Origin of the sequence: Curtobacterium sp. NPDC088465 (assembly GCF_044753165.1) — a bacterium.
Lineage (GTDB): Bacteria > Actinomycetota > Actinomycetes > Actinomycetales > Microbacteriaceae > Curtobacterium.
In genome coordinates this window covers 1,419,810-1,443,706 of record NZ_JBIVMR010000001.1, presented here as the reverse complement: position 1 = coordinate 1,443,706, position 23,897 = coordinate 1,419,810, and the positions used below count along the sequence as shown (strand labels likewise).

At 70.9% G+C, this 23,897-nt stretch carries 31 protein-coding genes; 4 read left to right on the top strand and 27 right to left on the bottom strand.

Annotation, left to right across the window (positions count from 1 at the left end):
• Nucleotides 1-116: 116 nt before the first annotated feature.
• Together ACIP6W_RS06860 and truA are read right to left on the bottom strand one after the other, a co-directional pair.
• On the bottom strand, nucleotides 117-863 hold the full coding sequence (locus ACIP6W_RS06860; protein WP_400428784.1) for an MBL fold metallo-hydrolase: 747 nt from the start codon (nucleotides 861-863) through the stop codon (nucleotides 117-119).
• Nucleotides 860-1,792 (bottom strand): tRNA pseudouridine(38-40) synthase TruA, encoded by a 933-nt coding sequence (truA, locus tag ACIP6W_RS06855; RefSeq protein WP_251155201.1) that lies wholly within the window; start codon nucleotides 1,790-1,792, stop codon nucleotides 860-862. Before truA ends, ACIP6W_RS06860 begins: the two co-directional genes overlap by 4 nt.
• A gap of 165 nt (nucleotides 1,793-1,957) precedes the next feature.
• Between truA and ACIP6W_RS06850 the strand changes: the two genes are divergently transcribed.
• Together ACIP6W_RS06850 and ACIP6W_RS06845 are read left to right on the top strand one after the other, a co-directional pair.
• Nucleotides 1,958-2,971 (top strand): ATP-binding cassette domain-containing protein, encoded by a 1,014-nt coding sequence (locus ACIP6W_RS06850; RefSeq protein WP_400428782.1) that lies wholly within the window; start codon nucleotides 1,958-1,960, stop codon nucleotides 2,969-2,971.
• Complete coding sequence (locus ACIP6W_RS06845) at nucleotides 2,968-3,804, top strand: ABC transporter permease (protein WP_400428780.1); 837 nt, start codon at nucleotides 2,968-2,970, stop codon at nucleotides 3,802-3,804. Before ACIP6W_RS06850 ends, ACIP6W_RS06845 begins: the two co-directional genes overlap by 4 nt.
• Nucleotides 3,805-3,846: 42 nt before the next feature.
• On the opposite strand, the gene ACIP6W_RS06840 is transcribed toward ACIP6W_RS06845, so the two are convergent.
• Nucleotides 3,847-7,050, bottom strand: a complete 3,204-nt coding sequence (locus ACIP6W_RS06840) for a BTAD domain-containing putative transcriptional regulator (protein WP_400428778.1) — start codon at nucleotides 7,048-7,050, stop codon at nucleotides 3,847-3,849.
• A gap of 105 nt (nucleotides 7,051-7,155) precedes the next feature.
• Here ACIP6W_RS06840 and ACIP6W_RS06835 point away from each other — a divergent pair, with 105 nt between their 5' ends.
• Nucleotides 7,156-8,304 (top strand): hypothetical protein, encoded by a 1,149-nt coding sequence (locus ACIP6W_RS06835; protein ID WP_400339949.1) that lies wholly within the window; start codon nucleotides 7,156-7,158, stop codon nucleotides 8,302-8,304.
• A gap of 13 nt (nucleotides 8,305-8,317) precedes the next feature.
• On the opposite strand, the gene ACIP6W_RS06830 is transcribed toward ACIP6W_RS06835, so the two are convergent.
• From ACIP6W_RS06830 to infA, 7 genes are all read right to left on the bottom strand, one after another.
• Nucleotides 8,318-9,430 (bottom strand): aromatic acid exporter family protein, encoded by a 1,113-nt coding sequence (locus ACIP6W_RS06830; protein ID WP_209684907.1) that lies wholly within the window; start codon nucleotides 9,428-9,430, stop codon nucleotides 8,318-8,320.
• A 170-nt stretch (nucleotides 9,431-9,600) separates the two neighbouring features.
• Nucleotides 9,601-10,158, bottom strand: coding sequence for a 50S ribosomal protein L17 (rplQ, locus tag ACIP6W_RS06825; protein ID WP_251160639.1), 558 nt, complete (start codon nucleotides 10,156-10,158; stop codon nucleotides 9,601-9,603).
• 66 nt (nucleotides 10,159-10,224) lie between these two features.
• Nucleotides 10,225-11,220 carry a DNA-directed RNA polymerase subunit alpha gene (locus tag ACIP6W_RS06820; RefSeq protein ID WP_066656999.1) on the bottom strand — a complete coding sequence of 332 codons (996 nt, stop codon included), beginning with the start codon at nucleotides 11,218-11,220 and terminating at the stop codon, nucleotides 10,225-10,227.
• A 205-nt stretch (nucleotides 11,221-11,425) separates the two neighbouring features.
• Nucleotides 11,426-11,824, bottom strand: a complete 399-nt coding sequence (gene rpsK, locus ACIP6W_RS06815) for a 30S ribosomal protein S11 (protein WP_017885507.1) — start codon at nucleotides 11,822-11,824, stop codon at nucleotides 11,426-11,428.
• 9 nt (nucleotides 11,825-11,833) lie between these two features.
• Nucleotides 11,834-12,208, bottom strand: a complete 375-nt coding sequence (gene rpsM, locus ACIP6W_RS06810; protein WP_058728274.1) for a 30S ribosomal protein S13 — start codon at nucleotides 12,206-12,208, stop codon at nucleotides 11,834-11,836.
• A gap of 149 nt (nucleotides 12,209-12,357) precedes the next feature.
• A complete protein-coding gene (rpmJ, locus tag ACIP6W_RS06805) occupies nucleotides 12,358-12,474 on the bottom strand; it encodes a 50S ribosomal protein L36 (RefSeq protein WP_022903266.1) in 117 nt (38 codons plus the stop codon).
• Between the two features lie 70 nt (nucleotides 12,475-12,544).
• Complete coding sequence (infA, locus tag ACIP6W_RS06800) at nucleotides 12,545-12,766, bottom strand: translation initiation factor IF-1 (protein WP_017885509.1); 222 nt, start codon at nucleotides 12,764-12,766, stop codon at nucleotides 12,545-12,547.
• 285 nt (nucleotides 12,767-13,051) lie between these two features.
• Here infA and ACIP6W_RS06795 point away from each other — a divergent pair, with 285 nt between their 5' ends.
• Nucleotides 13,052-14,329 carry an LCP family protein gene (locus ACIP6W_RS06795; protein WP_400428775.1) on the top strand — a complete coding sequence of 426 codons (1,278 nt, stop codon included), beginning with the start codon at nucleotides 13,052-13,054 and terminating at the stop codon, nucleotides 14,327-14,329.
• A 179-nt stretch (nucleotides 14,330-14,508) separates the two neighbouring features.
• On the opposite strand, the gene map is transcribed toward ACIP6W_RS06795, so the two are convergent.
• The 17 genes from map to rplV all read right to left on the bottom strand — a co-directional run bounded on the left by map (nucleotide 14,509) and on the right by rplV (nucleotide 23,889).
• Entirely contained in the window at nucleotides 14,509-15,288 is a 780-nt protein-coding gene (gene map / locus ACIP6W_RS06790; RefSeq protein ID WP_400340378.1) for a type I methionyl aminopeptidase, read from the bottom strand.
• Between the two features lie 59 nt (nucleotides 15,289-15,347).
• Nucleotides 15,348-15,938 (bottom strand): adenylate kinase, encoded by a 591-nt coding sequence (locus ACIP6W_RS06785; RefSeq protein WP_400339967.1) that lies wholly within the window; start codon nucleotides 15,936-15,938, stop codon nucleotides 15,348-15,350.
• A complete protein-coding gene (secY, locus tag ACIP6W_RS06780; protein WP_066657008.1) occupies nucleotides 15,935-17,257 on the bottom strand; it encodes a preprotein translocase subunit SecY in 1,323 nt (440 codons plus the stop codon). Before secY ends, ACIP6W_RS06785 begins: the two co-directional genes overlap by 4 nt.
• 146 nt (nucleotides 17,258-17,403) lie before the next feature.
• The gene (gene rplO / locus ACIP6W_RS06775; protein ID WP_066657012.1) at nucleotides 17,404-17,868 is read right to left on the bottom strand and encodes a 50S ribosomal protein L15; all 465 of its coding nucleotides are present in this window, start codon (nucleotides 17,866-17,868) and stop codon (nucleotides 17,404-17,406) included.
• Nucleotides 17,865-18,050 (bottom strand): 50S ribosomal protein L30, encoded by a 186-nt coding sequence (gene rpmD / locus ACIP6W_RS06770; RefSeq protein ID WP_031273241.1) that lies wholly within the window; start codon nucleotides 18,048-18,050, stop codon nucleotides 17,865-17,867. The genes rplO and rpmD overlap by 4 nt, the downstream gene beginning before the upstream one ends.
• On the bottom strand, nucleotides 18,050-18,823 hold the full coding sequence (gene rpsE, locus ACIP6W_RS06765) for a 30S ribosomal protein S5 (RefSeq protein ID WP_081985128.1): 774 nt from the start codon (nucleotides 18,821-18,823) through the stop codon (nucleotides 18,050-18,052). The genes rpmD and rpsE overlap by 1 nt, the downstream gene beginning before the upstream one ends.
• Complete coding sequence (gene rplR / locus ACIP6W_RS06760) at nucleotides 18,820-19,191, bottom strand: 50S ribosomal protein L18 (protein WP_066657014.1); 372 nt, start codon at nucleotides 19,189-19,191, stop codon at nucleotides 18,820-18,822. The genes rpsE and rplR overlap by 4 nt, the downstream gene beginning before the upstream one ends.
• A gap of 2 nt (nucleotides 19,192-19,193) precedes the next feature.
• Entirely contained in the window at nucleotides 19,194-19,730 is a 537-nt protein-coding gene (gene rplF, locus ACIP6W_RS06755) for a 50S ribosomal protein L6 (RefSeq protein WP_066657016.1), read from the bottom strand.
• A gap of 6 nt (nucleotides 19,731-19,736) precedes the next feature.
• The gene (gene rpsH / locus ACIP6W_RS06750; RefSeq protein ID WP_065960021.1) at nucleotides 19,737-20,135 is read right to left on the bottom strand and encodes a 30S ribosomal protein S8; all 399 of its coding nucleotides are present in this window, start codon (nucleotides 20,133-20,135) and stop codon (nucleotides 19,737-19,739) included.
• Nucleotides 20,136-20,314: 179 nt separating this feature from the next.
• Nucleotides 20,315-20,905, bottom strand: a complete 591-nt coding sequence (rplE, locus tag ACIP6W_RS06745) for a 50S ribosomal protein L5 (RefSeq protein WP_066657018.1) — start codon at nucleotides 20,903-20,905, stop codon at nucleotides 20,315-20,317.
• Entirely contained in the window at nucleotides 20,905-21,264 is a 360-nt protein-coding gene (rplX, locus tag ACIP6W_RS06740) for a 50S ribosomal protein L24 (protein WP_066657021.1), read from the bottom strand. Before rplX ends, rplE begins: the two co-directional genes overlap by 1 nt.
• A gap of 3 nt (nucleotides 21,265-21,267) precedes the next feature.
• Nucleotides 21,268-21,636, bottom strand: coding sequence for a 50S ribosomal protein L14 (gene rplN / locus ACIP6W_RS06735; protein WP_017885523.1), 369 nt, complete (start codon nucleotides 21,634-21,636; stop codon nucleotides 21,268-21,270).
• A 31-nt stretch (nucleotides 21,637-21,667) separates the two neighbouring features.
• The gene (gene rpsQ, locus ACIP6W_RS06730; RefSeq protein WP_066657023.1) at nucleotides 21,668-21,952 is read right to left on the bottom strand and encodes a 30S ribosomal protein S17; all 285 of its coding nucleotides are present in this window, start codon (nucleotides 21,950-21,952) and stop codon (nucleotides 21,668-21,670) included.
• On the bottom strand, nucleotides 21,952-22,269 hold the full coding sequence (gene rpmC, locus ACIP6W_RS06725; RefSeq protein WP_058728265.1) for a 50S ribosomal protein L29: 318 nt from the start codon (nucleotides 22,267-22,269) through the stop codon (nucleotides 21,952-21,954). The genes rpsQ and rpmC overlap by 1 nt, the downstream gene beginning before the upstream one ends.
• Nucleotides 22,269-22,688, bottom strand: a complete 420-nt coding sequence (gene rplP / locus ACIP6W_RS06720; RefSeq protein WP_066657030.1) for a 50S ribosomal protein L16 — start codon at nucleotides 22,686-22,688, stop codon at nucleotides 22,269-22,271. The genes rpmC and rplP overlap by 1 nt, the downstream gene beginning before the upstream one ends.
• A 2-nt stretch (nucleotides 22,689-22,690) precedes the next feature.
• Entirely contained in the window at nucleotides 22,691-23,497 is an 807-nt protein-coding gene (rpsC, locus tag ACIP6W_RS06715) for a 30S ribosomal protein S3 (RefSeq protein ID WP_066657031.1), read from the bottom strand.
• On the bottom strand, nucleotides 23,497-23,889 hold the full coding sequence (rplV, locus tag ACIP6W_RS06710) for a 50S ribosomal protein L22 (RefSeq protein ID WP_056121420.1): 393 nt from the start codon (nucleotides 23,887-23,889) through the stop codon (nucleotides 23,497-23,499). The genes rpsC and rplV overlap by 1 nt, the downstream gene beginning before the upstream one ends.
• Nucleotides 23,890-23,897 lie beyond the last annotated feature (8 nt).

Below are 23,897 nucleotides of genomic sequence, written 5' to 3'. Positions count from 1 at the left end.
GGACTCCAGCACGCTAGCGATCTGCGGGGCCACTCAGGTTTCCGGCAGGTGAACGATCCGGTCCACCCCCGTCCGGGGTGCGCCGCGTGGCGACGGGACGGTGCCCGGCGGCGGGCTCAGCCGGCGACCGGTACCCACCCGCTGCCGACCCGGTGCACGGCCGGTCCGTGCCCGGGCAGCACGATCTCCGGGATCGGCAGCGCCCGCGCGGACTCGAGCGCCGTCGCCTGGTCCGCGGTGAAGAACGGCGTGATCATGCGTGGCCGCGGCTGCCACGACCCCGGGAGCGTGTCGTGGTGCGAGACGACCGCGTCCCCGGTGACGATCGCGTTCGCGGCCGGCAACAGGTACGCGGTCGAGCCGGCCGTGTGCCCGACGGCGGGGAACGGCGTCATCGCACGCCCCGCGAAGTCCTGCGCGGTGAAGGCCCTGGCGGTGGGGACGGTCACGGGACGCAGGGCGTCGGAACCGACGGCCCGCGCCAGCCAGCGGAACGTCCGCGGTGCGGCGAGACGCCCGCCGATCTCCGCCGGCCGGACCTGCTGCCGCTGCGGCCCGCGCACGTTGTCGAGCTCGTCGGCGTGCGCCAGGACCTGCACGTGCGGGTACCGCTCGAGGATCCCCGGGATGCCCCCGACGTGGTCGACGTGCCCGTGCGTGACGTAGATGCGTCGGAGGTCGCCGAGGTCGTGCCCCGCCCAGCGCACGGTGTCGAGGACGAGCGCGGTGTCCGCGGGGTAGCCGGCGTCGATCAGCGCGACGCCGTCCTCCTCGGCGAGCACGACCCAGTTCGAGACCGGCCCCTCGACGAACACCACACCGGGTGCCACGGAGACGACGGACCGGGGCCTGCGGGAGCTCATCCCCCGACGGTACCGGCGTCCGGCTCGTCGTCCGTCCGGCGCGCACGGGTCTGCGCCGCCCGGGCCGCGAGCTCGTCGTCCCCCGGGTAGCCCACCTCGGTGAGGGTCAGACCGGCCGCGGGTGCGACCTTGAACGCGCTCGTGCGCTGCTGCGCGACCCGCAGCTCCTCGAGGCGGTCCGGGCCGAAGCGGCCCTCCCCGACGGCGATGGTCGCCCCGACCATCGCCCGCACCATGGAGTGGCAGAACGCGTCGGCCTGGAGGCGCGCCACCAGCACGCCGTCCGGCTCGCGGTCCCAGCGGAACTCCTGCAGCGTCCGGATCGTGGTCGCGCCCTCGCGCGGCTTGCAGAAGGTCGCGAAGTCGTGCAGCCCGAGCAACGTCAGCGCACCGCGCTCCATCGCCGCCGGGTCGAGGCGCGTCGGGTGCCAGAGCGTGTGCCCGCGGCGACGTGGGTCGCGCGGGGCGTCGGCGTCCGCCACCCGGTACTCGTAGCGCCGCCAGAGCGGGGAGAACCGGGCGTCGAAGCCGTCCGGTGCGACCGACGCGCGCGTGACGACGACGTCGCCCGTCGCCCCGGCGAGACCGTTCACGCGCTTGACGAGTCCGTCGAGCGAGGTGCGAGGAGGGCCGTCCGGCGACGACCGCCGCGGACGGGTGAGCGCACCCCACTGCTCCGCGGTCAGGTCGACGTGGGCGACCTGCCCGGTGGCGTGCACCCCGGCGTCCGTCCGACCGGCGACCGTCAGCTGCGGCGGCGCGCCCCACCGGGTGAAGACCGTGGCGAGCGCGGACTCGAGCGCGCCCTGCACGGTCCGCAGGCCGGGCTGCCGGGCCCAGCCCGAGAAGGCAGCCCCGTCGTAGGCGACGTCCAGCCGCAGCCGCACGGCACCGCCGACACCGGCACCCGAGTCGTCCGTCCCTGCCACGGGAGCGAGCGTACCGGGGCCGGGACGGGCCTCCCGTCCGGCCCCGCCGACGACGACCGCGCCCGCCCCGCTGACGGAGAGCGTCCGACCGTGTCAGCGCCACGTCAGTGCCGCGTGAGCGGCCGGCGGCACGATCGTCCCGACATCGACGAAAGGACCTGTGCGATGACCACCACACCACTCGCCGTCGAGGCGACCGGCCTCGTCAAGACGTTCGGCAGCAACCGTGCCGTGGACGGGGTCGACCTCCGCGTCGAGGCCGGCACGGTCTACGGCGTGCTCGGCCCGAACGGCGCCGGCAAGACGACCACCATCTCGATGCTCGCGACCCTGCTGCGGCCGGACGGCGGCGAGGCCCGCGTCTTCGGGCACGACGTCCGCCGCGAGCCGCAGACGGTCCGCTCCCTGATCGGGGTGACGGGGCAGTACGCGAGCGTCGACGAGACCCTCAGCGCCACCGAGAACCTCGTCATCTTCGCGCGGCTGCTCGGCCTCTCCCGCGGCGACGCGAAGCGCAAGGCGGTCGAGCTGCTCGAGCGCTTCGGGCTGTCCGAGGCGGCGTCGCGTCCGCTCAAGAAGTTCTCCGGGGGCATGCGCCGCCGGCTCGACCTGGCGGCGAGCCTCATCGCGCAGCCGCCGCTCATCTTCCTCGACGAGCCGACGACCGGCCTCGACCCGCGCACCCGGGCGCAGATGTGGGACACGATCCGCGAGCTCGTCGCGACCGGGTCGACCGTCCTGCTCACGACGCAGTACCTCGACGAGGCCGACCAGCTCGCCGACCGCATCGCCGTCATCGACCACGGACGTGTCGTGGCCGAGGGCACCGCGGACGAGCTGAAGTCCTCGGTCGGCACGGCCTCGCTGCAGCTCCGCCTGGCGGACGCGGATGCGGACGCCCTCGCGACCGCGGCGTCGCTCGTCGAGCGCGTGCTGGGCACCCCGGCGGTCGTCAGCCCGGAGGGCGCGCGGCTCACCGCCCCGATGACGGCGCCCGACCGGGTCACCGACCTGCTCGTGTCGTTCCGCGACGCGGGCGTCTCCCTCGCCGAGATGAGCGTGCAGAAGCCGACCCTCGACGAGGTCTTCCTCACCATCACCGGCTCGCCGACGTCTGCGGACGCCGACACCGACACCGACACCGAGTCCGAGCGCGCGCTCGAAGGGAGCCCCGCATGACCACCCTCGCCCCGACCCCCACCACCACGTCGTCGCCCCGCGTGACACCCCGACCCGGGATCGGCGGCACCGGCCTGGCCCCCACCGTCCGCCAGTCGTTCACGATGGCGTACCGCGGACTCGTGAAGATCCGCCGGACCCCCGAGCAGCTGTTCGACGTCACGCTCATGCCGATCGTCTTCACGGTGATGTTCACGTACATCTTCGGCGGCGCGATCTCCGGCGACGTCGGCAGCTACCTGCCCGTGATCATCCCCGGCATCCTCGTGCAGACGGCGATCACGTCCTCGGTCGTCACCGGCGTGCAGCTCCGCGAGGACATGGACAAGGGCGTGTTCGACCGGTTCCGGTCGCTCCCGATCGCCCGGATCGCCCCGCTCGCCGGGGCCCTGCTCGCCGACACCGTCCGCTACGCCATCGCGACGACGATCACGTTCGTGGTGGGCATCGTCATGGGGCTGCGCCCCGCCGGCGGACTCGGCGCCGTGCTCCTCGCGGCGCTGCTCGTCATCGTGGTGGCGTGGGCGATCAGCTGGGTCTTCGCGTACTTCGGGGTCATCGCCCGGACCGCGTCGAGCGTCTCCGGCATCGCGAACCTCGTGCTGTTCCCGCTGACGTTCCTGTCGAACGCCTTCGTCCCGACCGACACGCTGCCCGCCTGGCTGCGCTGGTTCACCGAGGTCAACCCGGTCTCGCACCTCATCACCGCGGTGCGCGACCTGGTGAACCACGGCGTGGTCGGCGGCGACCTCTGGCTGAGCCTGCTCGGCGCGGCCGTGGTCGTCGCGGTGTTCGCCCCGCTGACGGTCCGCGCGTACATGCGGAAGGCCTGACGGTCCGGGCGACCGTCCGGGAGCGGACGGACCGGACGCCGGTCAGCCGGGCAGGCGAGCGTCCTCGAGCACGCGCCGCACCCACGAGACGGCCTCGGTCCGGTCCCTGCCAGCCGCGGCCGTCTCGGCGTCGGCGAGCGCCGGCTCCCCCACGGCCTCGGCGAGCAGCGGTCGCAGCCGGGCGTGCGCGAGCACCGCGAAGTCCTGCCGCGAGCCGATCCGCGTGAGCGTGCCCCAGCACGCGGCAGCCGTGTCCGGACGTCCGGTGCGCGCGTAGGCGATCGCGAGCCCGGCGAGTGCCGTCCCGATGACGGGCACGTCCCGGCGGGCCTGGCGGAGCCGCAGCTGCACGAGGGTGCCGACACGGATCCGGCGGGCGACCGCCAGTTCGGCTGCCGGGAGGCCCGGGGCCGCGCCGTCGGTCCGGCCCGCGCCCGCCTCGTCCACCGCCGCGATGCGTGCCGCCCCCGCCGTCAGCGCCCAGTGCGCGGCGGGTCCGCGACCGGGCTGCACGACGTCCCAGGCCGCGGCGTACGCCGCCGCGGCCCCGGCGAGGTCGCCCTCGTACCGCGCGCACTCGGCGGTGATCGCGACCGCGAGCACGGCGATCAGCCCGCGGTCGTCGAACCCGCCGCGGCCGCCGTCGGGCCGGTGCCGCAGGTCTGCTGCGACGGCACGTGCACGGTCGACGTCGCCGGTCGCGGCCGAGGCGAGACCGACGGTCCACCCGATCTCGTACAGGTCGTCCTCCGCCCCGAACAGCTCGAGGTCCTCCCGGGCGGTGACGGCGGCGGCGAGGGACTCCCGGTACCGCCCGGACTGCGCGAGCAGCTGGGTCAGCGTGACCGCGACGGTGCCCGTGGTCCAGGCCTCTCCGGTCGTCCGTGCCAGCTCCTCCGCACGCCGGATGTACCGCAGCGCCCCGGCCGGGTCGCCGTCGTTCTCGGCCAGCGGCGCGCTGAGCAGGTGGCCGAGCAGGGCGACCGCGGGCTCCCGGTGGGCACGCAGCCGTGCCAGCTCGGCGGAGCCCTGCTCGGGTCGCGGCAGGGCGAGCAGGAGCCCGGCGAGCGCGTCGACGACCGGGTCCTCGGCACGCCCGGAGCGGTGCAGCTCCCGGAGTCCGCTGATCGCCCGGGCGGTGGTGCGGAGGTCGGTGAACACCGCGGTCGCACCGCACATCACGAGGCCGATCACCGTCGCGGTGCGGTCGGCCGGCGCCGGCACGCGCGACCGCAGCGCCGCGACGACGTCGGGTGCGGTCGCGGCGACCTCGCGGTGCAGCCCGCGGAGCGTCCAGTACCCGCCGAGCGCCGCGAAGACGTGCGCCACCGTCGGCACGTCGTCGGCGCGGATCGCCCAGCGCAGCAGGGTGACGAGCGTGTCGGCCTCGCGGCGGACCTCGGTGAACGCGACGAGCTGCGCCGGACCCCGCAGTGCGAACAGGTTGCGCGCTGCCGACAGCTCCCGGCCCCACGCGGTCATGGCGGCCCGCACGGCCTCGGTGGTGCCCCGCGCCGCCAGGCGTGCGGCGCCGAACTCGCGCACGGTCTCGAGCAGTCGGTAGCGGACCGGCTCCCCCTCGACCTCGACGAGCTGCACGAGGGACTGTTCCACCAGGTCGGCGAGGTCGTCGAGCGCGTCCCACCGCCGTCCGGGCTCCGCCACCGACTCGACGGCCTCGACCGCGACACCGTCGGGGAACAGTGCGAGGCGGGTCAGCAGGTCCTGGGCGCCCTCGTCGAGGAGCCGCCAGCTCCACTCGATGACGGCGAGCAGGGTGCGGTGCCGTTCGGGAGCGCTCCGGTCACCACCGCGCAGCAGGGCGAAGCGGTCGTCGAGCCGACGTTCGACCTCGTCGACCGACATCCCCCGGATGCGGGCGGCGGCGAGCTCGATGGCGAGCGGCGACCCGTCGAGCCGGGTGCAGATCCTGCGCACCGCGTCCACGGGCAGCACCGCACCGGGCCGAGCGGCACGGGCGCGTTCGGTGAACAGCCGGACCGCCGCACCGTCGGCCTCGACCGGCAGCGGTCCGAGGGGTGCGACGACCTCGCCCGCGATGGCGAGCGGTGCCCGGGACGTCGTGAGCACCCGCAGGCCGGGCACGGCGGCGAGCAGGTCGGCCGTGCAGCGGGCCACGGCCTGCAGCAGGTGCTCGCAGTTGTCGAGCACGAGCACCGTCGGTCCGTCGTCGAGGGCACGCACCACCCGGCCCCACAGGTCGGTGACGACCGCGTCCTGCAGCATGCGCGCCGTCCGGACCTCGGCGATCCCGAGCAGTGCGCCGAGGGCAGGCAGCAGGTCCTCGCCGTCGTCGATCGGTGCGAGCTCGCAGACGACGACGCCCGTGGTCGGGGGCAGCGCGGCGGCGACGGCCTGCGCCAGGCGCGTCTTGCCGAGTCCGCCCGGACCGAGCACCGTGACCAGGCGGTGCTCGTCGAGCGACCGGGACACCGTCGCGACGTCGTCCTGCCGCCCGACGAGCTCGTTCGGCGCTACCCGGAGCCCGGTCCGCCGGACCGGGTGGTCGGTCGCGGACGCCGACCGGCGCAGGAGCTCGGCGTTCAGCCGCACGAGCTCCGCGGACGGGTCGGCCCCGAGTCCGTCCGCCAGCCGTCCGCGGTGCGCGGCGAACACCGCGAGTGCCTCCGGGGTCCGCCCGTCGACGTCGAGGGCGCGCATCGCTCCGCCGACCGCCGTGTCGTCGAAGGGCGCCGCGTCGACCTCGGCGAGCCAGGTGGTCGCAGCGGCGGCGGCGTCGCCGTCCTCGAGCAGCAGGACGGCGAGCCGCCGACGCAGGGCGTGCTCGACCGCGGCCGCGCGGTCGGCGAGCGCCGAGCCCAGGTCCCCGTCGACGTCCGCACCCGGTGCGCCCCGCCACCGGCCGAGCGCTGCCCGCACCGCTGCGGTGTCGGGTGCGTGCACGGCTCGCTCCGCGGCGACGAGGTCGACGTCCGCCGGGTCGCCACCGAGCGCGTACCCCGTGCTGGTCGACACGACGAGACCGTCCGCCGTCGTCCGGCGCAGCCGGGAGACCAGGGTCTGCAGGGCCGCCCGGGCACCCCGCGGCCGGTCCGCACCCCAGAGCTCGTCGATCAGTGCCTCGGTGCCGAGTGCACGGCCGGGTGCGAGCACCAGCGCGGTCAGGAACGACCGCGCGAGTGCACCGGGAACGGCGACCGCGGCGCCGTCCGGGCCCGCCACCGTCACCGGTCCGAGGACGGCGACACGGGACGCGACGGGCACGACCCGATCCTAGTTCCGGCCGTGCGAGGACGCCGTCACCTGATCGTGACCGGCGAGCACGCGGTCGTCACCGGTCCGTGACACGCGAGGGTTAGCGTCACGGACATGGGATCCCCTCGTACCCGCTGCGCGGCCGTCCTCGCCACGTCGGTCGCCGTGCTCCTCGCGGTCACCGCCTGCTCGTCTCCGTCGACCGAGGGCGCGACACCGAGCGCCTCCGGCCCGCCCGCGTCGTCCGCGCCGAGCAGCAGCCCGTCCGCGGAGGTGGCCGTGGACTTCGGGACGGCCCCCGCCGGCGACGGCACACCGGACTGCGCGGCGCTGTTGCCCGCAGCAGCAGTCGACGCCGTCGTCCCCGGCGCGCGTGCGGTCGCCCTCGCCGACGTCGTGCACGTCGCGGCCGCCGACTGGGCACCCGTGGTCGCCGGTGGCTCCTCCTGCACGTCGACCACCGGCGTCGCACCGCTCGACGGCACCGTGCTCGGGACGATCGACGACCCCCGCTACGAGGGCGTGCGCGTCACGGTGCTGCCCGACGCCACGGCGGAGTACCAGGACCTCGCCGCGTCCGGGTTGACCGGCGTCCTGGACGGCGGTCCGAGCTGCAGCGCGAGCGACGCCGCGGTCGTGTACTGCGTCTCCCACGTGCTCGTCGGTGACGCCTGGGTGCAGGTCCTGGCGCAGCGCGTCCAGGACGACCCGGACACGACCGAGGCGGCACTCGACGCCCCCTTCCGCGCTCTCGTCGAGCAGGTCGGCGACGCCGTGCGCACGAGCCCCGTCACCACCGCCCGCGTCGACGAGCACGTCGACGGCAGTCTGCCGCCCTGCGTCGCCGACAACGTGGACGCGGTCACGGACACGACGCTCCGCTGGGCACTCGAGGGCACCGACGTCGCTCCGACGACGGTCGAGCACGCGCTCGACCGTCTGGCGGGAGCGTCGTGCGGCTTCGTGGCGCCCGTCGAGTCCGATCCGCGGTACGACCAGCAGCAGGCGCAGTACGACCGCCTTCCGAACGGTGGCTGGGCGGTGGAGCAGCGCCTGGCCGCGGGCACGATCGACCGGGACGGGCGGATCGACCTCGACGGCCTCGAGGACGGCGCCGGCGCCTGGCGGACGTGCGACGACACCGCGTGCACCCTCGACGTCGTGTCGGACGGTGGCACGTGGGAGCACTTCGTCCTGATGCGCGCGGTGGCCCCGGACACCGCCGAGGCCGTCGAGCGCTGGGCGACGGCCTCGCGCGGCTGACCGGGGGCGCTCGCTAGCGCTGTCGTCCCGAGGGCCCGGTCTCGGTGTCGACGTCGGCGGTCGCCCGCTTCTCGGACTCGAGCACCCCGCGCAGCGCGACGATCGCGCTGGAGGTCACCGTCACCTGCGACGGGTCCGCGTCACTGGCGTCGATGGCGCGCTCGAGGTCGGCGATCGACTCGTCCGCCCCGTCCTCCTCGCAGTCACCGCGAACCACGCAGGCGACCTTCCGGAGCGCGGCCGCGAAGGGTCCTGCGAACGCCGGGTCCGGCCGCCCGATGTTCTCCGCGACCGGACCCGAACGGGCGACCAGCTCGGTGAGGTCGGTCGTGTACCAGGCGACGCGCTCGAGCGCCCGGAAGCGCGCGCCGTCGGTCTGCAGGCGCGCACGCGGCCCCCGCAGCACGCTCCGGGGGTTCATCCGGCGCGCCTCCTGCGCCGTCGAGACGCGGTCCCGGACCTCGGCGATCGCCTTGTCCAGCCGCTCCTGCTGACGGTCCCAGGCACCGGTGTCCGGCTCGCCCTCGTCGAGCACGTCCGCCAGGTCGTCGAGCTGCTGCGCGAGCACGGCGTTCACCTGGTCGATGCGGCGCTCGGCGTCCCAGAAGTGCAGCGGGGGGACCACGGCGAAGTTCACCGCGAGCCCGATGCCGATGCCGATCGCCATCTGCACGACGTACGCGAACGAGTAGCCCTCCGCGTTGCCGCCGCCGATGAGGAGCACGAAGAGCGCCGCCATCGGCACCCACGAGTACCCCTCGCCCAGGATCCGGAAGCCCGAGACGAGCACCCCGAGGCCGACGACGAGCGCGACCGCGATGACCCCGGGATCGCCGATGAGCATCGTGAACCCGGCGATCAGGATGCCGAGCGTGATGCCGACCAGCGTCTGGACGCCGGCCCGGATCCCCGCGAAGACGGTCGTGCGCATCGCGACGATCGCACCGAGCGGTGCGTAGTACGGGTACTCCGCGGCGACGCCCGGCGCGTACTTCGCCAGGGTCCACGCGATCGTGGCGGCCAGCGCGGCCTTGCCGGCCAGCAACAACCGCGGCTGGGTGCCGGAGTCCCGACTCCACCGCCACAGACGGCGCCCTGCGCCGGTGATCCGTTCCGCTCTCGCCATGTCGCGATCACCGTACGGCGGCGACGCTGGGAGCGGACGCGGGTGCGCTCCGGACGGGAGGCCCGTGGCGGCCCCGCCCCGCGCCTCCCGTCCGTCGCCACGCCGTCCGCGGGGACGACGGAACCCCCCGCGACGTGGGTCGCGGGGGGTTCCGTGTGGTGGTGCTGGACCTACTTGGCGTCGTCCGACTTCGCCTCGGCGTCGGCCTCGACCTCGGCGGCAGCCGGGGTCTCGGTCTCGGCCTCGACGGGAGCGGACTCCTCGGTCGTCTCCGTGGACTCGACCGGGGTCTCCTCGACCGGGGTCTCCTCGGCCGGAGCGGCAGCAGCCGGGGCCGCGTCGCGCTTGACCGGGGCCGGCGTGCTCGACACCGGCTCGAGGACGAGCTCGATCGAGGCGAGCGGCGCGTTGTCACCCTTGCGGAAGCCGAGCTTCGTGATGCGGGTGTAGCCGCCCTGACGGTCCTCGACCTGCGGGGCGATCTCCGTGAACAGCGTGTGCACGACGGACTTGTCGCGCAGCTGGGCGATCACACGACGACGCGCGTGCAGGTCGCCACGCTTCGCGAACGTGATGAGACGCTCGGCGACGGGACGCAGGCGCTTGGCCTTCGTCTCGGTGGTCGTGATGCGACCGTGCGTGAAGAGGGCGTTGGCGAGGTTGCTCAGGAGCAGGCGCTCGTGGGCGGGGCCGCCACCGAGGCGGGGGCCCTTGGTGGGCTTCGGCATGTCAGTTCTCCAGTGGTGATGGTGGTGCGCACCGACTCATCGGTGCGCGTGCGCGTGAGCGCGAGGTCAGTTGTTGGACTCGTCCTCGTCGTACCCGCTGTAGAAGTGGGCGCCGTCGAATCCGGGGACGGTGTCCTTGAGGGACAGGCCGAGCTCGGTGAGCTTGTCCTTGACCTCGTCCACCGACTTCTGACCGAAGTTGCGGATGTTCATGAGCTGCGTCTCCGACAGGGCGACGAGCTCGGACACCGTGTTGATGCCCTCCCGCTTGAGGCAGTTGTAGCTGCGCACCGACAGGTCGAGGTCCTCGATCGGGGTCTGCAGCTCGTTCGAGAGCACCGCGTCGACCGGCGCGGGGCCGATCTCGATGCCCTCGGCCGCCGTGTTCAGCTCGCGGGCGAGACCGAACAGCTCGACCAGCGTGCGACCGGCCGACGCGATGGCGTCGCGCGGCGTGATCGCCGGCTTCGACTCGACGTCGACGACCAGGCGGTCGAAGTCCGTGCGCTCACCGGCACGCGTCGCCTCGACGCGGTAGGTGACCTTGAGGACCGGCGAGTAGATCGAGTCGATCGGGATCTGCCCGGCCTCGCTGAACTCCGAGCGGTTCTGGGTCGCCGAGACGTAGCCGCGGCCACGCTCGATCGTCAGCTCCAGCTCGAAGCGCGCGGTGTCGTTCAGGGTCGCGATGACGAGGTCCGGGTTGTGGATCTCGACGCCGGCCGGGGCGGAGATGTCCGCCGCGGTGACCTGACCGGCACCCTGCTTGCGCAGGTACGCGGTGATCGGCTCGTCGTGCTCGCTGGAGACGACGAGGCTCTTGATGTTGAGGATGATCTCGGTGACGTCTTCCTTGACACCGGGGACGGTGCTGAACTCGTGGAGGACGCCGTCGATGCGGATGCTGGTGACAGCCGCGCCGGGGATCGAGGAGAGGAGCGTGCGGCGCAGCGAGTTGCCGAGGGTGTAACCGAAGCCCGGCTCGAGCGGCTCGATGACGAAGCGCGAGCGGTGCTCGGAGATCGACTCCTCGGTCAGGGTGGGGCGCTGTGCAATGAGCACTGTGGGATTCCTTTCGGCGGAGTGTCCGCTATATGACACTCGGCGGTACGACGGGGCCGACCGGGCCCCGACGGGTCTGTTGAGTTGTGATCACGCGCAGCGCGGGGCCGGGAGGGCCCGACGTACGCGATCGAACGACCAGGAATGGCCGGCCCCGCTCGCCCCGGTCAGGGGACGAGCGGGGAACGGCCGGTTGCTCCTCGCGTCAGACGCGGCGACGCTTCGGCGGGCGGCAGCCGTTGTGCGCCTGCGGGGTGACGTCGTTGATCGAGCCGACCTCGAGGCCAGCGGCCTGGAGCGAGCGGATCGCGGTCTCGCGACCCGAGCCCGGGCCCTTGACGAAGACGTCGACCTTCTTGACGCCGTGCTCCTGCGCCTGACGCGCAGCGGACTCGGCGGCGAGCTGCGCCGCGAACGGCGTCGACTTGCGCGAACCCTTGAAGCCCACGGCACCCGAGGACGCCCAGCTGAGGACGGCACCCGACGGGTCGGTGATGCTGACGATGGTGTTGTTGAACGTGCTCTTGATGTGGGCCTGGCCCACGGCGACGTTCTTCTTCTCCTTGCGACGCGGCTTGCGCGCGGCAGTCTTGGGGGTAGCCATGATGATCTCCTATCGGGCCTTCTTCTTGCCTGCCACGGTGCGCTTCGGTCCCTTGCGGGTACGCGCGTTGGTCTTGGTGCGCTGACCACGCACCGGGAGACCACGACGGTGGCGGAGACCCTCGTAGCTACCGATCTCGACCTTGCGGCGGATGTCGGCGGCGACCTCGCGGCGGAGGTCACCCTCCACCTTGAAGTTGCCCTCGATGAAGTCACGGAGGGCGACGAGCTGGTCGTCGGTCAGGTCCTTGACGCGGATGTCACCGGAGATACCGGTCTCGGCGAGTGCCTGGACCGCGCGGGTACGGCCGACGCCGTAGATGTACGTGAGTGCGATCTCCACGCGCTTCTCGCGCGGGATGTCGACGCCTGCTAGACGTGCCATGTTCTGGCTGCTCCTGTTTTCGGTGGAGGTGTGGCGCAGTACCGGTGCCCGGGCCTCCGCCCCGAGGTGTCCCCCCGCCGACGACCGAGGTCAGTGGCGGAGTTCTGGTACTGCGTGTTCAGTGTTGAGTTGTGGGTCCTGCTGGGAGCTCAGCCCTGGCGCTGCTTGTGGCGCGGGTTGCTCTTGCAGATCACCATGACGCGGCCCTTGCGGCGGATGACACGGCAGTGCTCGCAGATGGGCTTGACGCTGGGGTTGACCTTCATGATTGCTTCCTGTTGCTCGCTGGCTTCGTGCCCGGCGGGTTCGCCGAGCCGTTCCTTTCCAGCTCGCGGATCACTTGTAGCGGTAGACGATCCGGCCGCGGGTCAGGTCGTACGGGCTCAGCTCCACGATCACGCGGTCCTCGGGGAGGATGCGGATGTAGTGCTGGCGCATCTTCCCGGAGATGTGCGCGAGGACCTTGTGTCCGTTGGTCAGCTCAACGCGGAACATCGCGTTGGGCAGAGCTTCGAGCACCGAGCCTTCGATCTCGATGACGCCGTCTTTCTTGGCCATAGCCTCACTGTCGCTTGGTTGGATTACCGGTGTGATCCCCGAGCCGGTCTGCGGGTCGGGCGCCACGCCGAAGGGCATGACACACCAAAGATCAACCCTATGCGATCAGGCGCAGATTGCCAAGTGCCGGTCGGGCCGCGACCCTCCGTCTGGGGCTCGCCGTCCGGAGCTGAACGGTCCACAGTGGATCAGCGGCCGCTTCCGAGGTCCGGAACGGGCCCGTCGCCGTAGCCTGGCCGTCGCTGACCCCCCGACGCCCGCGCCGGAGAACCGATCGGAGACCACGTGCCTGACGCGCCCCGCCGCCCCCTCGCCCGTCACGGTCGACTGCCGCGCCGTCGCGGATGGGGCACGCTGCTGGGGTTCGTCGCGGCCACGGTCGCCGTCGTCCTGGTCAGCGGCACGAGCGTCGCGGCGATCGCCGGCGCACAGCTCGCCGCGGCACCGCACACGGTCGAGCTCAGCACCGACGACCAGAACACCGCGAAGACCGCCGACATCACGGCGATGCAGGGCGGCGCGAACATCCTGCTCCTCGGCAGCGACACCCGCGTCGGGCAGTTCGACTCGGACGAGAACGTCGAGGGCGCCCGGAACGACGTCACGATCCTCGTCCACATCTCGCAGGACCACCAGCAGCTCACGGCCGTCAGCTTCCCCCGCGACCTCAAGGTCCCGATCCCGGCGTGCACGAACCCCGAGACGGGCACCTCGTACCCGGCCGTGGACAGCGAGCTCATCAACGAGTCCCTCGGGCACGGCGGGATCTCCTGCGCCGTGGACACGGTCGAGAACCTGACCGGGCTGACGATCCCCTACGCCGGACTCATCACCTTCGACGGGGTGATCGAGATGTCGAACGCCGTGGGCGGCGTCGACGTCTGCGTCGCGAAGCCCATCGACGACTCGTACACCGGCCTGCAGCTCTCGGCCGGTCAGCACACCCTCGCCGGCCAGGACGCGCTCGCGTTCCTGCGCAGCCGGCACGGCGTCGGTGACGGCAGCGACCTCGCGCGCATCAGCTCCCAGCAGGTCTTCCTGTCCGCCCTGCTCCGGAAGGTCACCTCGGACGGCACCCTGTCGAACCCGGTGACCCTCTACAAGCTGGCCGGTGCGGCGCTGTCGAACATGACGCTCTCCGACGGCCTGGCGCAGACCCGCACCCTCGTCGGACTCGCCTCGACCCTGCGGGGCATGAGCACCTCGGACATGCTGTTCGTGCAGTACCCGGTCGTCGACGACCCCTCCGACACCGCGCACGTGCTCGTCGACGAGGCGGCGGCGCACGACCTCAACGTCGTGCTGCAGCAGGACCGCAAGACCTCGCTGAGCGACTCGTCCACCGGCCGGGCGTCGGAGGAGTCCCCGACCGCGGCGGGCACCCCGGGGAGCGACGCACCGCCGTCCGACGCGCCGGCCGCGGGGGACGATGCGGCGAGCGGAGCTGCGACCGGGACGCCCACGGGTGGGGCGACCGATGCCGGGACGCCGACGGCGACCCCACTGCCCTCGAGCATCTCCGGCCAGTCGGCGTCCGAGCAGACCTGCACCGTCGGCAACTGAGCGCGTCGGGGACTGAACCCGTCGGGAACTCAGCCCGCCGGGGACCGGCGCGGACGCGCGCGGAGCGGTCCCGGCGTCGGCCCGGCCGTCGTCGGTGACCGGGCCGGTGCGCGGAGTCGCACCGCGCCTCCCGGCCGACCGCGCGGTCACCGGTCACGGACCGGACGCGTCCGGTCGCCCTACGGGACGGGGACGGGCGTGACGCCGAGCGGCACGAGGCCGGAAGCGCCGCCGTCCGATGCGGTGAGCACCCAGATGCCCTCGGCGTGCACGGCCACCGAGTGCTCCCAGTGCGCCGCGTCGGAACCGTCGAGGGTCCTGATCGTCCAGTCGTCGTCGTCCGTGGAGCTGTCGATCGTCCCGGCCGTCACCATCGGTTCGATCGCCACGACCAAGCCGGGCCGGACCGCCGGACCGGCACCGCGGACCCGGTAGTTGAAGACCGGCGGGTCCTCGTGCATGGACCGGCCGATCCCGTGCCCCGTGAAGTCCTCGACGATGCCCCAGGCGCCCGTCTCGTCGATGGCGTCCTCGATCACCGCGCCCACCTCGTTGAGGTTCCGCGCGTGTGCGAGCGCCGCGATGCCGTGCCAGAGCGAGCGCTCCGTGGTGTCGCAGAGCGTCTGGCGCGCCGCAGTCACGGGAGCGTCGCCGCCGGGGAGCACCGTCGTGAAGGCGCTGTCACCGTTCCACCCGTCGACCTCTGCACCGGCGTCGACCGAGACGATGTCGCCCGGCTCGAGCACGCGGTCGCCGGGGATCCCGTGGACGATCTCGTCGTTCACGGAGACGCACAGGGTGTGCCGGTAGCCCGGGACGAGCTGGAAGTTCGGGACGCCACCGCCCTCGCGGATCGTCCGCTCGGCGATCGCGTCGAGCTCGCCCGTGGTGACGCCCGGGCGGATCGCAGCACGGACCGCGACGAGCGCGGCCTCGGTGAGCAGTCCGGGACGGACCATCGCGCGGAGCTCCTCCGGCGACTTGTAGATCGAGGGCTTGCGACGACGCACGAGGGGTGTCAGACGCCCGCGGTGAGGCCGCGCGAGCTGAGCGCCGCCTGGATGCGGTCCCCGACCTCGTCGATGCCGCCGAGGCCGTCCACGTCGACCACGAGACCGCGCTCGGCGTACGCCGCGACGATCGGCGCGGTCTGCTCCGTGTAGACCTCCTGGCGACGTCGGATGGTTTCCTCGTTGTCGTCGCTGCGCCCCTGGTCCTCGGCGCGCTTCAGCAGCCGCGCGACGAGCGCGTCCTGGTCGGCGACGAGCTGCACGACGGCGTCGATCCCGGTGCCCTGCTCCGCGAGCAGCGCGTCGAGGTACTCGACCTGGCCCACCGTGCGGGGGTAGCCGTCGAGCAGGAAGCCCTGCTCGGCGTCCGGCTCGGCGAGGCGCGACTTGACGAGCTCGTTCGTCAGTTCGTCGGGGACGTAGTTCCCCGCGTCCATGATCGCCTTGGCCTGCACGCCCAACGGCGTGCCCTCGGAGACGTTCTTGCGGAAGATGTCACCCGTGGAGATCGCGGGGACGCCGAAGCCCTCGGCGATGCGACCGGCCTGGGTGCCCTTCCCGGCTCCGGGAGGTCCGACGATGATGAGGCGTGCGCTCAACGGAGAAGCCCTTCGTAGTGACGTTGCTGCAGCTGCGAGTCGATCTGCTTCACGGTCTCGAGACCGACACCCACGATGATGAGGATGCTCGCGCCGCCGAACGGGAAGTTCTGGTTCGCGCCGAACAGCGCCAGTGCTGCCAGCGGGATGAGCGCGATGAGACCGAGGTAGAGCGAGCCGGGCAACGTCACCCGGGTCAGGACGAAGTCGAGGTACTCGGCCGTCGGACGGCCGGCCCGGATGCCCGGGATGAAGCCGCCGTACTTCTTCATGTTGTCGGCGACCTCTTCGGGGTTGAAGGTGATCGCGACGTAGAAGTACGTGAACCCGACGATGAGCAGGAAGTACAGGACCATGTAGAACCAGTTGTCACCCGAGGTCAGGTTGTTCTGGATCCAGGTCACCCAGGCGGCCGGCTCCGAGCCGTCCGAGGGCTGGTTGAACTGCGCGACCAGGGCCGGCAGGTACAGCAGCGACGAGGCGAAGATGACGGGCACGACGCCGGCCATGTTCACCTTGATCGGGATGTAGGTGTTGTTGCCGCCGTAGGTGCGGCGCCCGACCATGCGCTTGGCGTACTGCACCGGGATGCGTCGCTGCGACTGCTCGACGAAGACGACGGCCATCATGATGACCAGACCGACGAGGATGACGAACAGGAAGAGCTCGAAGGACTGCGACTGCTCGATCGCCCACAGGGCCGACGGGAACTGCGCGGCGATGGACGTGAAGATGAGCAGCGACATGCCGTTGCCGATGCCGCGCTCGGTGACGAGCTCGCCCATCCACATGATCAGGCCGGTACCGGCGGTCAGCGTGACGACCATGAGCATGATCGCGTACCAGCTGTCGTTCGAGATGATCGACGAGCAGGACGCCGACGCGTTCGTGCCGAAGAGGGCACCCGAGCGCGCGACCGTGATGAGGGTGGTCGACTGCAGGACACCGAGCGCGATGGTGAGGTAGCGCGTGTACTGCGTCAGCTTCGCCTGGCCGGACTGGCCCTCCTTGTAGAGGGCGTCGAAGTGCGGGATCACCACGCGCAGGAGCTGCACGATGATCGACGACGTGATGTACGGCATGATGCCGAGCGCGAAGACCGACAGCTTCAGCAGCGCGCCGCCGGAGAAGAGGTTGATGAGGTCGTAGAGCCCACCCGAGGAGCCGGCGCTCGCCAGGCAGCTCTGCACGGCGGCGTAGTCGACGAACGGCGCGGGGATGTACGACCCGAGACGGAACAGCGCGATGATCGCGAGGGTGAAGCCGATCTTCTTGCGAAGATCTGGGGTGCGCATGATGCGCGCGACCGCTCTGAACACGAGGACTCCGAACTTCTGGGACCGGCGACCCGATCGGGGTCTTCACGGTGTCGATCGGCAGCGCCGACCTGGCCGACGGACGTCAGCCACTGTCAAGGAAACCGTAACGGCGGCCCGTGCGCAAACGCACGGGCCGCCGACGGGGGTTACTGGGAGACGGTTCCGCCAGCAGCCACGATCTTCTCGGCGGCGGACGCCGAGACCTTGTCGACCGAGACCGTGAGCTTCACGCTGATGTCACCCTGACCGAGAACCTTGACCTTCTCGTTCTTGCGGACGGCACCCTTGGCGACCAGGTCCGCTACGGTGACGTCGCCACCGTTGGGGTAGAGCTCCGCGATCTTGTCCAGGTTCACGACCTGGTACTCGACGCGGAACGGGTTCTTGAACCCGCGGAGCTTCGGGGTGCGCATGTGCAGCGGCATCTGCCCACCCTCGAAGCCGACCTTGACCTGGTAACGAGCCTTCTGGCCCTTGGTACCACGGCCGGCGGTCTTGCCCTTCGAGCCCTCACCACGGCCGACACGGGTGCGGTCCTTCTTGGAACCGGCAGCCGGACGGAGGTGGTGCAGCTTCAGCACCTGGACCCGCTCGTTCTTCTCGTCGCTCATGCGTCGACCTCCTCGACCTTCACGAGGTGCGCCACCGTCGCGATGTACCCGCGGTTCTGGGCGTTGTCCTCACGCAGGACCGTACGGCCGATGCGCTTGAGGCCCAGGCTGCGCAGGGTGTCGCGCTGGTACTGCTTCTCGCTGATAACGGACTTCGTCTGCGTGATCTTCAGCATCGCCATCACGCACCTGCCTTCTCGGTCGCGGCACGCAGCGCCGCAGCCTCGGCGTGGAGCAGACGGGCCGGGACGACCCGGTCGACGTCGAGGCCACGACGGCTCGCGACCGCGCGGGGCTCCTCGAGCTGCTGCAGCGCCTCGACGGTCGCGTGCACGATGTTGATGGTGTTCGACGAGCCGAGCGACTTGCTCAGGACGTCGTGGATGCCGGCGCACTCGAGCACGGCGCGGACCGGACCACCGGCGATGACACCGGTACCTGCAGCGGCCGGACGCAGGAGCACGACACCGGCAGCGGCCTCACCCTGCACCGGGTGCGGGATGGTGTTGCCGACGCGCGGGACGCGGAAGAAGTTCTTCTTCGCCTCCTCGACGCCCTTCGAGATCGCGGTGGGGACTTCCTTCGCCTTGCCGTAGCCGACACCGACGAGGCCGTTGCCGTCACCGACGACGACGAGCGCCGTGAAGCTGAAGCGACGACCACCCTTGACGACCTTCGACACGCGGTTGATGGTCACCACGCGCTCGAGGAACTGGCTGTCGCCACCGCGGTTGTTGCGGTCACGACCCTGCTGACGGTCACGCCCGCCACCACGACGGCCGCGCTGGTCGGCGTTGTCGCGGTTGTTCGACGCGGAGCCCGCGGCGGTCTCGACCGGACGCTCGGCGACGGCAGGGGCTTCCGCTTCCTTGCCGGCCGCGGCCTTGGCGACGGTCTCCGTCGCAGCAGCGGTCTCGGTCTCGGCCGCTTCGTTGTTGTTCGCGATGTCGCTCACAGGTTCAGCCCTCCTTCACGGGCACCATCGGCGATCGCGGCGACGCGACCGGCGTACTTGCTCCCACCGCGGTCGAAGACCACGGCCTCGACGCCAGCGGCCTTCGCACGCTCGGCGACGAGCTCGCCGATGCGACGGGCCTTGGCCGTCTTGTCGCCGTCGAACGAACGGAGGTCGGCCTCCATCGTCGACGCGCTGGCCAGGGTGTGGCCCTTCGCGTCGTCGATGACCTGGACGAACACGTGACGCGACGAACGGGTGACGGCGAGACGCGGACGCGCCTCGGTGCCGGTGATCTTCTTGCGGAGACGGTTGTGACGGCGCGCCTTGGCGGCCGACTTGCTCTTTCCTCGGATACCGAGAGCCATGATCACTTACCTGACTTTCCGGCCTTGCGGCGCACGATCTCGCCCGCGTAGCGGACACCCTTGCCCTTGTAGGGCTCGGGCTTGCGCAGCTTGCGGATGTTGGCAGCCACCTCGCCGACGGCCTGCTTGTCGATGCCCGACACGGTGAGCTTGTTGTTGCCCTCGACGGCGAAGCTGATGCCCGCCGGCGGCTCGACCGTGATGGGGTGGGAGTAGCCGAGCGCGAACTCGACGTTGCTGCCCTTCGCCGCGACGCGGTAACCGGTACCGACGACCTCGAGGCCCTTGGAGTAGCCCTGGGTCACGCCGACGATGTTGTTCGCGATGAGGGTGCGGGTCAGGCCGTGCAGCGCACGCGAGCTGCGCTCGTCGTCCGGACGGGTGACGAGGACCTGGTTCTCCTCGACCTTGGCCTGGATGGGCTCTGCGACGGTGAGCGCGAGCTCGCCCTTCGGGCCCTTGACCGCGACGGTCTGGCCGTCGATGGCGACGGTCACACCCGCGGGGATGTCAATGGGAAGACGTCCGATTCGAGACATTGTCGATCACCACACGTAGGCGAGGACTTCCCCACCCACGCCCTTCTGCTCGGCTTCACGGTCGGTGAGCAGTCCCGACGAGGTCGAGAGGATCGCCACGCCGAGGCCACCGAGGACCTGGGGGAGCTCCGTCGACTTCGCGTAGACCCGGAGACCGGGCTTCGAGACGCGCTTGATGCCGGCGATCGAACGCTCGCGCTCGGGGCCGTACTTCAGGTCGATCGTGAGGGTCTGCCCGACGCGGGCGTCCTCGATCTTCCACTCGCTGATGTAACCCTCGCGCTTGAGGATCTCGGCGATGTTCTTCTTCAGCTTGGAGCTGGGGAGCGAGACGGCGTCGTGGTGCGCCGAGTTCGCGTTCCGCAATCTGGTCAGCATGTCTGCGACCGGATCGGTCATCGTCATGATGGTCGTCCATTCTTCGCCTGGTTTCGACACCCGTTCCACGAATGCCGACCTGAGCGATCGGGTGGTCTCCGAGCGGATCCCGGAGACCTGGGGGCCGGCGGCTGTCGCCGTCGGCCGGTGTTCGTGCGTGCGGGCCGGAGGACGTGAATCCTCCGGCCCGCAGCGCCCGGACTAGCTTAGACCGTCTGGTCGGCCGAACGGAACGGGAAGCCGAGCTGGCGGAGCAGCGCGCGGCCCTCGTCGTCCGTCTTCGCGGTGGTCACGACGGTGATGTCGAAGCCACGCACGCGGTCGATGCGGTCCTGGTCGATCTCGTGGAACATCGACTGCTCCGTGAGACCGAACGTGTAGTTGCCGTTGCCGTCGAACTGCTTGTCGCTGAGCCCGCGGAAGTCGCGGATGCGGGGCAGTGCGAGGGTGACGAGGCGGTCGATGAACTCCCACGCGCGGTCACCACGGAGGGTGACGTGCGCGCCGATGGCCTGGCCCTCACGCAGCTTGAACTGCGCGATGGACTTGCGGGCCTTCGTCACGACCGGCTTCTGACCCGTGATCGCCGTGAGGTCCTTGACGGCCCCCTCGATGACCTTCGAGTCACGAGCTGCTTCACCGACACCGGTGTTCACGACGACCTTGACCAGGCCGGGGACCTGGTTGACGTTCGCGTACCCGAACTGCTCGGTGAGGGCAGCCTTGATCTCGTTCTTGTACTTCTGCTTGAGGCGCGGCTCGACCTTGGTCTCCGGCGCGGCAGTCGTGTCGGTCATCAGAGCTTCTCACCCGACTTCTTGGCGTAGCGGACGCGGACGGTCTTCTTGACGCCGTCCTTCTCCACCTCTTCGATGCGGAAGCCGACGCGGGTCGGCTTCTTGGTCTTCGGGTCGACGATGGCGACGTTCGACACGTGGATCGGAGCCTCGTGCTGCTCGACGCCACCGGTCTTCGACCCGCGCTGCGTCTGGCCGACGCGGACGTGCTTCGTGACGAAGTTCACGCCCTCGACGACGACACGGTTCTTGTCCTTGAGGACCTCGATGACCTTGCCCTGCTTGCCACGGTCGCCGCCACGCTCCTGCTTGGCTCCCGTGATGACCTGGACGAGGTCACCCTTCTTGATGTTCGCCATGGCTTACAGCACCTCCGGCGCGAGCGAGATGATCTTCATGAACTTCTTGTCACGGAGCTCACGACCGACCGGCCCGAAGATGCGCGTACCGCGCGGGTCGCCGTCGGCCTTGAGGATCACTGCCGCGTTCTCGTCGAACTTGATGTAGGAGCCGTCCTGACGACGGGTCTCCTTCTTGGTGCGAACGATGACCGCCTTGACGACGTCACCCTTCTTCACGTTGCCGCCGGGGATGGCGTCCTTCACCGTGGCGACGATGACGTCACCGAGGCCGGCGTAGCGACGACCCGAGCCACCGAGCACGCGGATGGTCAAGATCTCCTTGGCACCCGTGTTGTCGGCGACCTTCAGGCGGGATTCCTGCTGAATCACTGCTGTCTCCTATTCCGAAGCAGGCCGGGGCCTACTTGGCCTTCTCGAGGATCTCGACCAGGCGCCAGCGCTTGGAGGCGCTGAGGGGACGGGTCTCGCTGATCACGACGAGGTCGCCGACACCGGCGGTGCCGAGCTCGTCGTGCGCCTTCACCTTGGACGTGCGACGGATGATCTTGCCGTAGAGCGCGTGCTTCACGCGGTCCTCGACCTCGACCACGATGGTCTTGTCCATCTTGTCGCTCGTCACGTAGCCGCGACGCGTCTTGCGGTAGCCGCGGGTCGAGGCGGCGGAGTTGTTCTCTTCGTTCGCCATCAGTTCTCCTCGGCGGTAGCGGCCTCGGTCGACTCGGCGGGCTTGTCAGCCTTCTTCGTCTTCTTGGCCTTGGTGGCGGTCTCGACGGGCGCGGGGGTGGCACGGATGCCGAGCTCGCGCTCACGGAGGACCGTGTAGATGCGTGCGATGTCGCGCTTGACGGCGCGGAGACGACCGTGGCTCTCCAGCTGGCCGGTGGCCGACTGGAAGCGGAGGTTGAAGAGTTCCTCCTTGGCCTTCTTCAGCTCGTCAGCGAGACGCTCGTTCTCGAAGGTGTCGAGCTCCGTCGGACGGAGCTCCTTGGAACCGATCGCCATTATGCGTCGCCCTCCTCGCGCTTGATGATGCGTGCCTTGAGGGGCAGCTTGTGGATTGCACGGGTCAGCGCCTCACGGGCGATGTCCTCGCTGACGCCGGAGAGCTCGAAGAGCACACGACCCGGCTTGACGTTGGCGACCCACCACTCGGGCGAGCCCTTACCGGAACCCATGCGGGTCTCAGCCGGCTTCTTGGTGAGCGGGCGGTCCGGGTAGATGTTGATCCAGACCTTGCCGCCACGCTTGATGTGACGCGTCATGGCGATACGAGCGGACTCGATCTGACGGTTGGTCACGTAGGCGGGCGTGAGCGCCTGGATGCCGAAGTCGCCGAACGACACCTTGGTGCCGCCCGTCGCCTGGCCCGAACGCTTCGGGTGGTGCTGCTTGCGGTGCTTGACTCGACGGGGGATAAGCATGGTTACGCCTCAACTCCTGCGCCGGCCGGCGCGTCCTGCGGAGCCTGCTGCTGACGGCCGCCGCGGTCGCCGCCACGGCGGTCCCCACGGTCGCCGCGCTCGCCACGCGGGCCGCCACGACGCTCGGGGCGCGACGAACGCTGGTTCGCCTGCTCGCGAGCGAGCTCCTTGTTCGTGATGTCGCCCTTGTAGATCCAGACCTTCACGCCGATGCGGCCGAACGTGGTCCGGGCCTCGTAGAAGCCGTAGTCGATGTTCGCGCGGAGCGTGTGCAGGGGCACGCGGCCCTCGCGGTAGAACTCCGAGCGGGACATCTCGGCGCCGCCGAGACGGCCCGACACCTGGATGCGGACACCCTTGGCGCCGGCACGCTGTGCACCCTGCAGGCCCTTGCGCATGGCGCGACGGAACGCGACACGAGCGGAGAGCTGCTCGGCGATGCCCTGCGCGACGAGCTGGGCCTCGGTCTCGGGGTTCTTGACCTCGAGGATGTTGAGCTGGATCTGCTTCTTGGTGAGCTTCTCGAGCTCGCCACGGACGCGCTCCGCCTCGGCGCCACGGCGACCGATGACGATGCCCGGACGCGCGGTGTGGATGTCCACGCGGACGCGGTCACGGGTGCGCTCGAGCTCGATGCGGGCGACACCGGCGCGGTCGAGGGTCTTCTTCAGGTACTCGCGCACCTTGATGTCCTCGGCCACGTAGTCGGCGTAGCGCTGACCGGCCTTCGTGCTGTCGGTGAACCAGTGCGAGACGTGGTCCGTCGTGATCCCGAGACGGAAGCCGTACGGGTTGACCTTCTGGCCCATTACTTGCTCGCCTTCTTGCTCGTCGCGGCAGCCTCGGCCTCGTCCGGCGTCGCGAGGACGACCGTGATGTGGCTGGTGCGCTTGTTGATGCGGAAGGCGCGGCCCTGGGCACGCGGCTGGAACCGCTTCAGGGTCGTGCCCTCGTCGACGAAGACGCGGCTCACGTAGAGGTCGCGCTCGTCGAGGAAGCTGTTCGTCGAGTCCGCCTTGACACGTGCGTTCGCGATCGCCGAGGCGACCAGCTTGTACACGGGCTCCGAAGCGCCCTGGGGGGCGAACTTCAGGATGGCGAGGGCCTCGTGGGCCTGCTTGCCGCGGATCAGCTCGATGACGCGACGGGCCTTCTGAGGCGTGACGCGGATGTGTCGCACGCGTGCGATCGACTCCACCATTTCGTTCC

Coding starts and splice junctions, on each gene's coding strand:
- rplX (WP_066657021.1), bottom strand. CDS start 21,264: ATGGCGAACATCAAGAAGGGTGACCTCGTCCAGGTCATCACGGGAGCC.
- rplP (WP_066657030.1), bottom strand. CDS start 22,688: ATGCTTATCCCCCGTCGAGTCAAGCACCGCAAGCAGCACCACCCGAAG.
- rpmC (WP_058728265.1), bottom strand. CDS start 22,269: ATGGCGATCGGTTCCAAGGAGCTCCGTCCGACGGAGCTCGACACCTTC.
- rpsM (WP_058728274.1), bottom strand. CDS start 12,208: ATGGCACGTCTAGCAGGCGTCGACATCCCGCGCGAGAAGCGCGTGGAG.
- rplE (WP_066657018.1), bottom strand. CDS start 20,905: ATGACCGACACGACTGCCGCGCCGGAGACCAAGGTCGAGCCGCGCCTC.
- ACIP6W_RS06850 (WP_400428782.1), top strand. CDS start 1,958: ATGACCACCACACCACTCGCCGTCGAGGCGACCGGCCTCGTCAAGACG.
- ACIP6W_RS06830 (WP_209684907.1), bottom strand. CDS start 9,430: ATGGCGAGAGCGGAACGGATCACCGGCGCAGGGCGCCGTCTGTGGCGG.
- ACIP6W_RS06860 (WP_400428784.1), bottom strand. CDS start 863: ATGAGCTCCCGCAGGCCCCGGTCCGTCGTCTCCGTGGCACCCGGTGTG.
- rpmJ (WP_022903266.1), bottom strand. CDS start 12,474: ATGAAGGTCAACCCCAGCGTCAAGCCCATCTGCGAGCACTGCCGTGTC.
- rplV (WP_056121420.1), bottom strand. CDS start 23,889: ATGGTGGAGTCGATCGCACGCGTGCGACACATCCGCGTCACGCCTCAG.
- rplQ (WP_251160639.1), bottom strand. CDS start 10,158: ATGCCGAAGCCCACCAAGGGCCCCCGCCTCGGTGGCGGCCCCGCCCAC.
- rplO (WP_066657012.1), bottom strand. CDS start 17,868: ATGAGCGACGAGAAGAACGAGCGGGTCCAGGTGCTGAAGCTGCACCAC.
- rpsH (WP_065960021.1), bottom strand. CDS start 20,135: ATGACGATGACCGATCCGGTCGCAGACATGCTGACCAGATTGCGGAAC.
- rplF (WP_066657016.1), bottom strand. CDS start 19,730: ATGTCTCGAATCGGACGTCTTCCCATTGACATCCCCGCGGGTGTGACC.
- rpmD (WP_031273241.1), bottom strand. CDS start 18,050: ATGGCGATGCTGAAGATCACGCAGACGAAGTCCGTTATCAGCGAGAAG.
- ACIP6W_RS06835 (WP_400339949.1), top strand. CDS start 7,156: ATGGGATCCCCTCGTACCCGCTGCGCGGCCGTCCTCGCCACGTCGGTC.
- rpsC (WP_066657031.1), bottom strand. CDS start 23,497: ATGGGCCAGAAGGTCAACCCGTACGGCTTCCGTCTCGGGATCACGACG.
- rpsQ (WP_066657023.1), bottom strand. CDS start 21,952: ATGGCGAACGAAGAGAACAACTCCGCCGCCTCGACCCGCGGCTACCGC.
- rplR (WP_066657014.1), bottom strand. CDS start 19,191: ATGGCTCTCGGTATCCGAGGAAAGAGCAAGTCGGCCGCCAAGGCGCGC.
- ACIP6W_RS06845 (WP_400428780.1), top strand. CDS start 2,968: ATGACCACCCTCGCCCCGACCCCCACCACCACGTCGTCGCCCCGCGTG.
- map (WP_400340378.1), bottom strand. CDS start 15,288: ATGGTCCGTCCCGGACTGCTCACCGAGGCCGCGCTCGTCGCGGTCCGT.
- infA (WP_017885509.1), bottom strand. CDS start 12,766: ATGGCCAAGAAAGACGGCGTCATCGAGATCGAAGGCTCGGTGCTCGAA.
- rpsK (WP_017885507.1), bottom strand. CDS start 11,824: ATGGCTACCCCCAAGACTGCCGCGCGCAAGCCGCGTCGCAAGGAGAAG.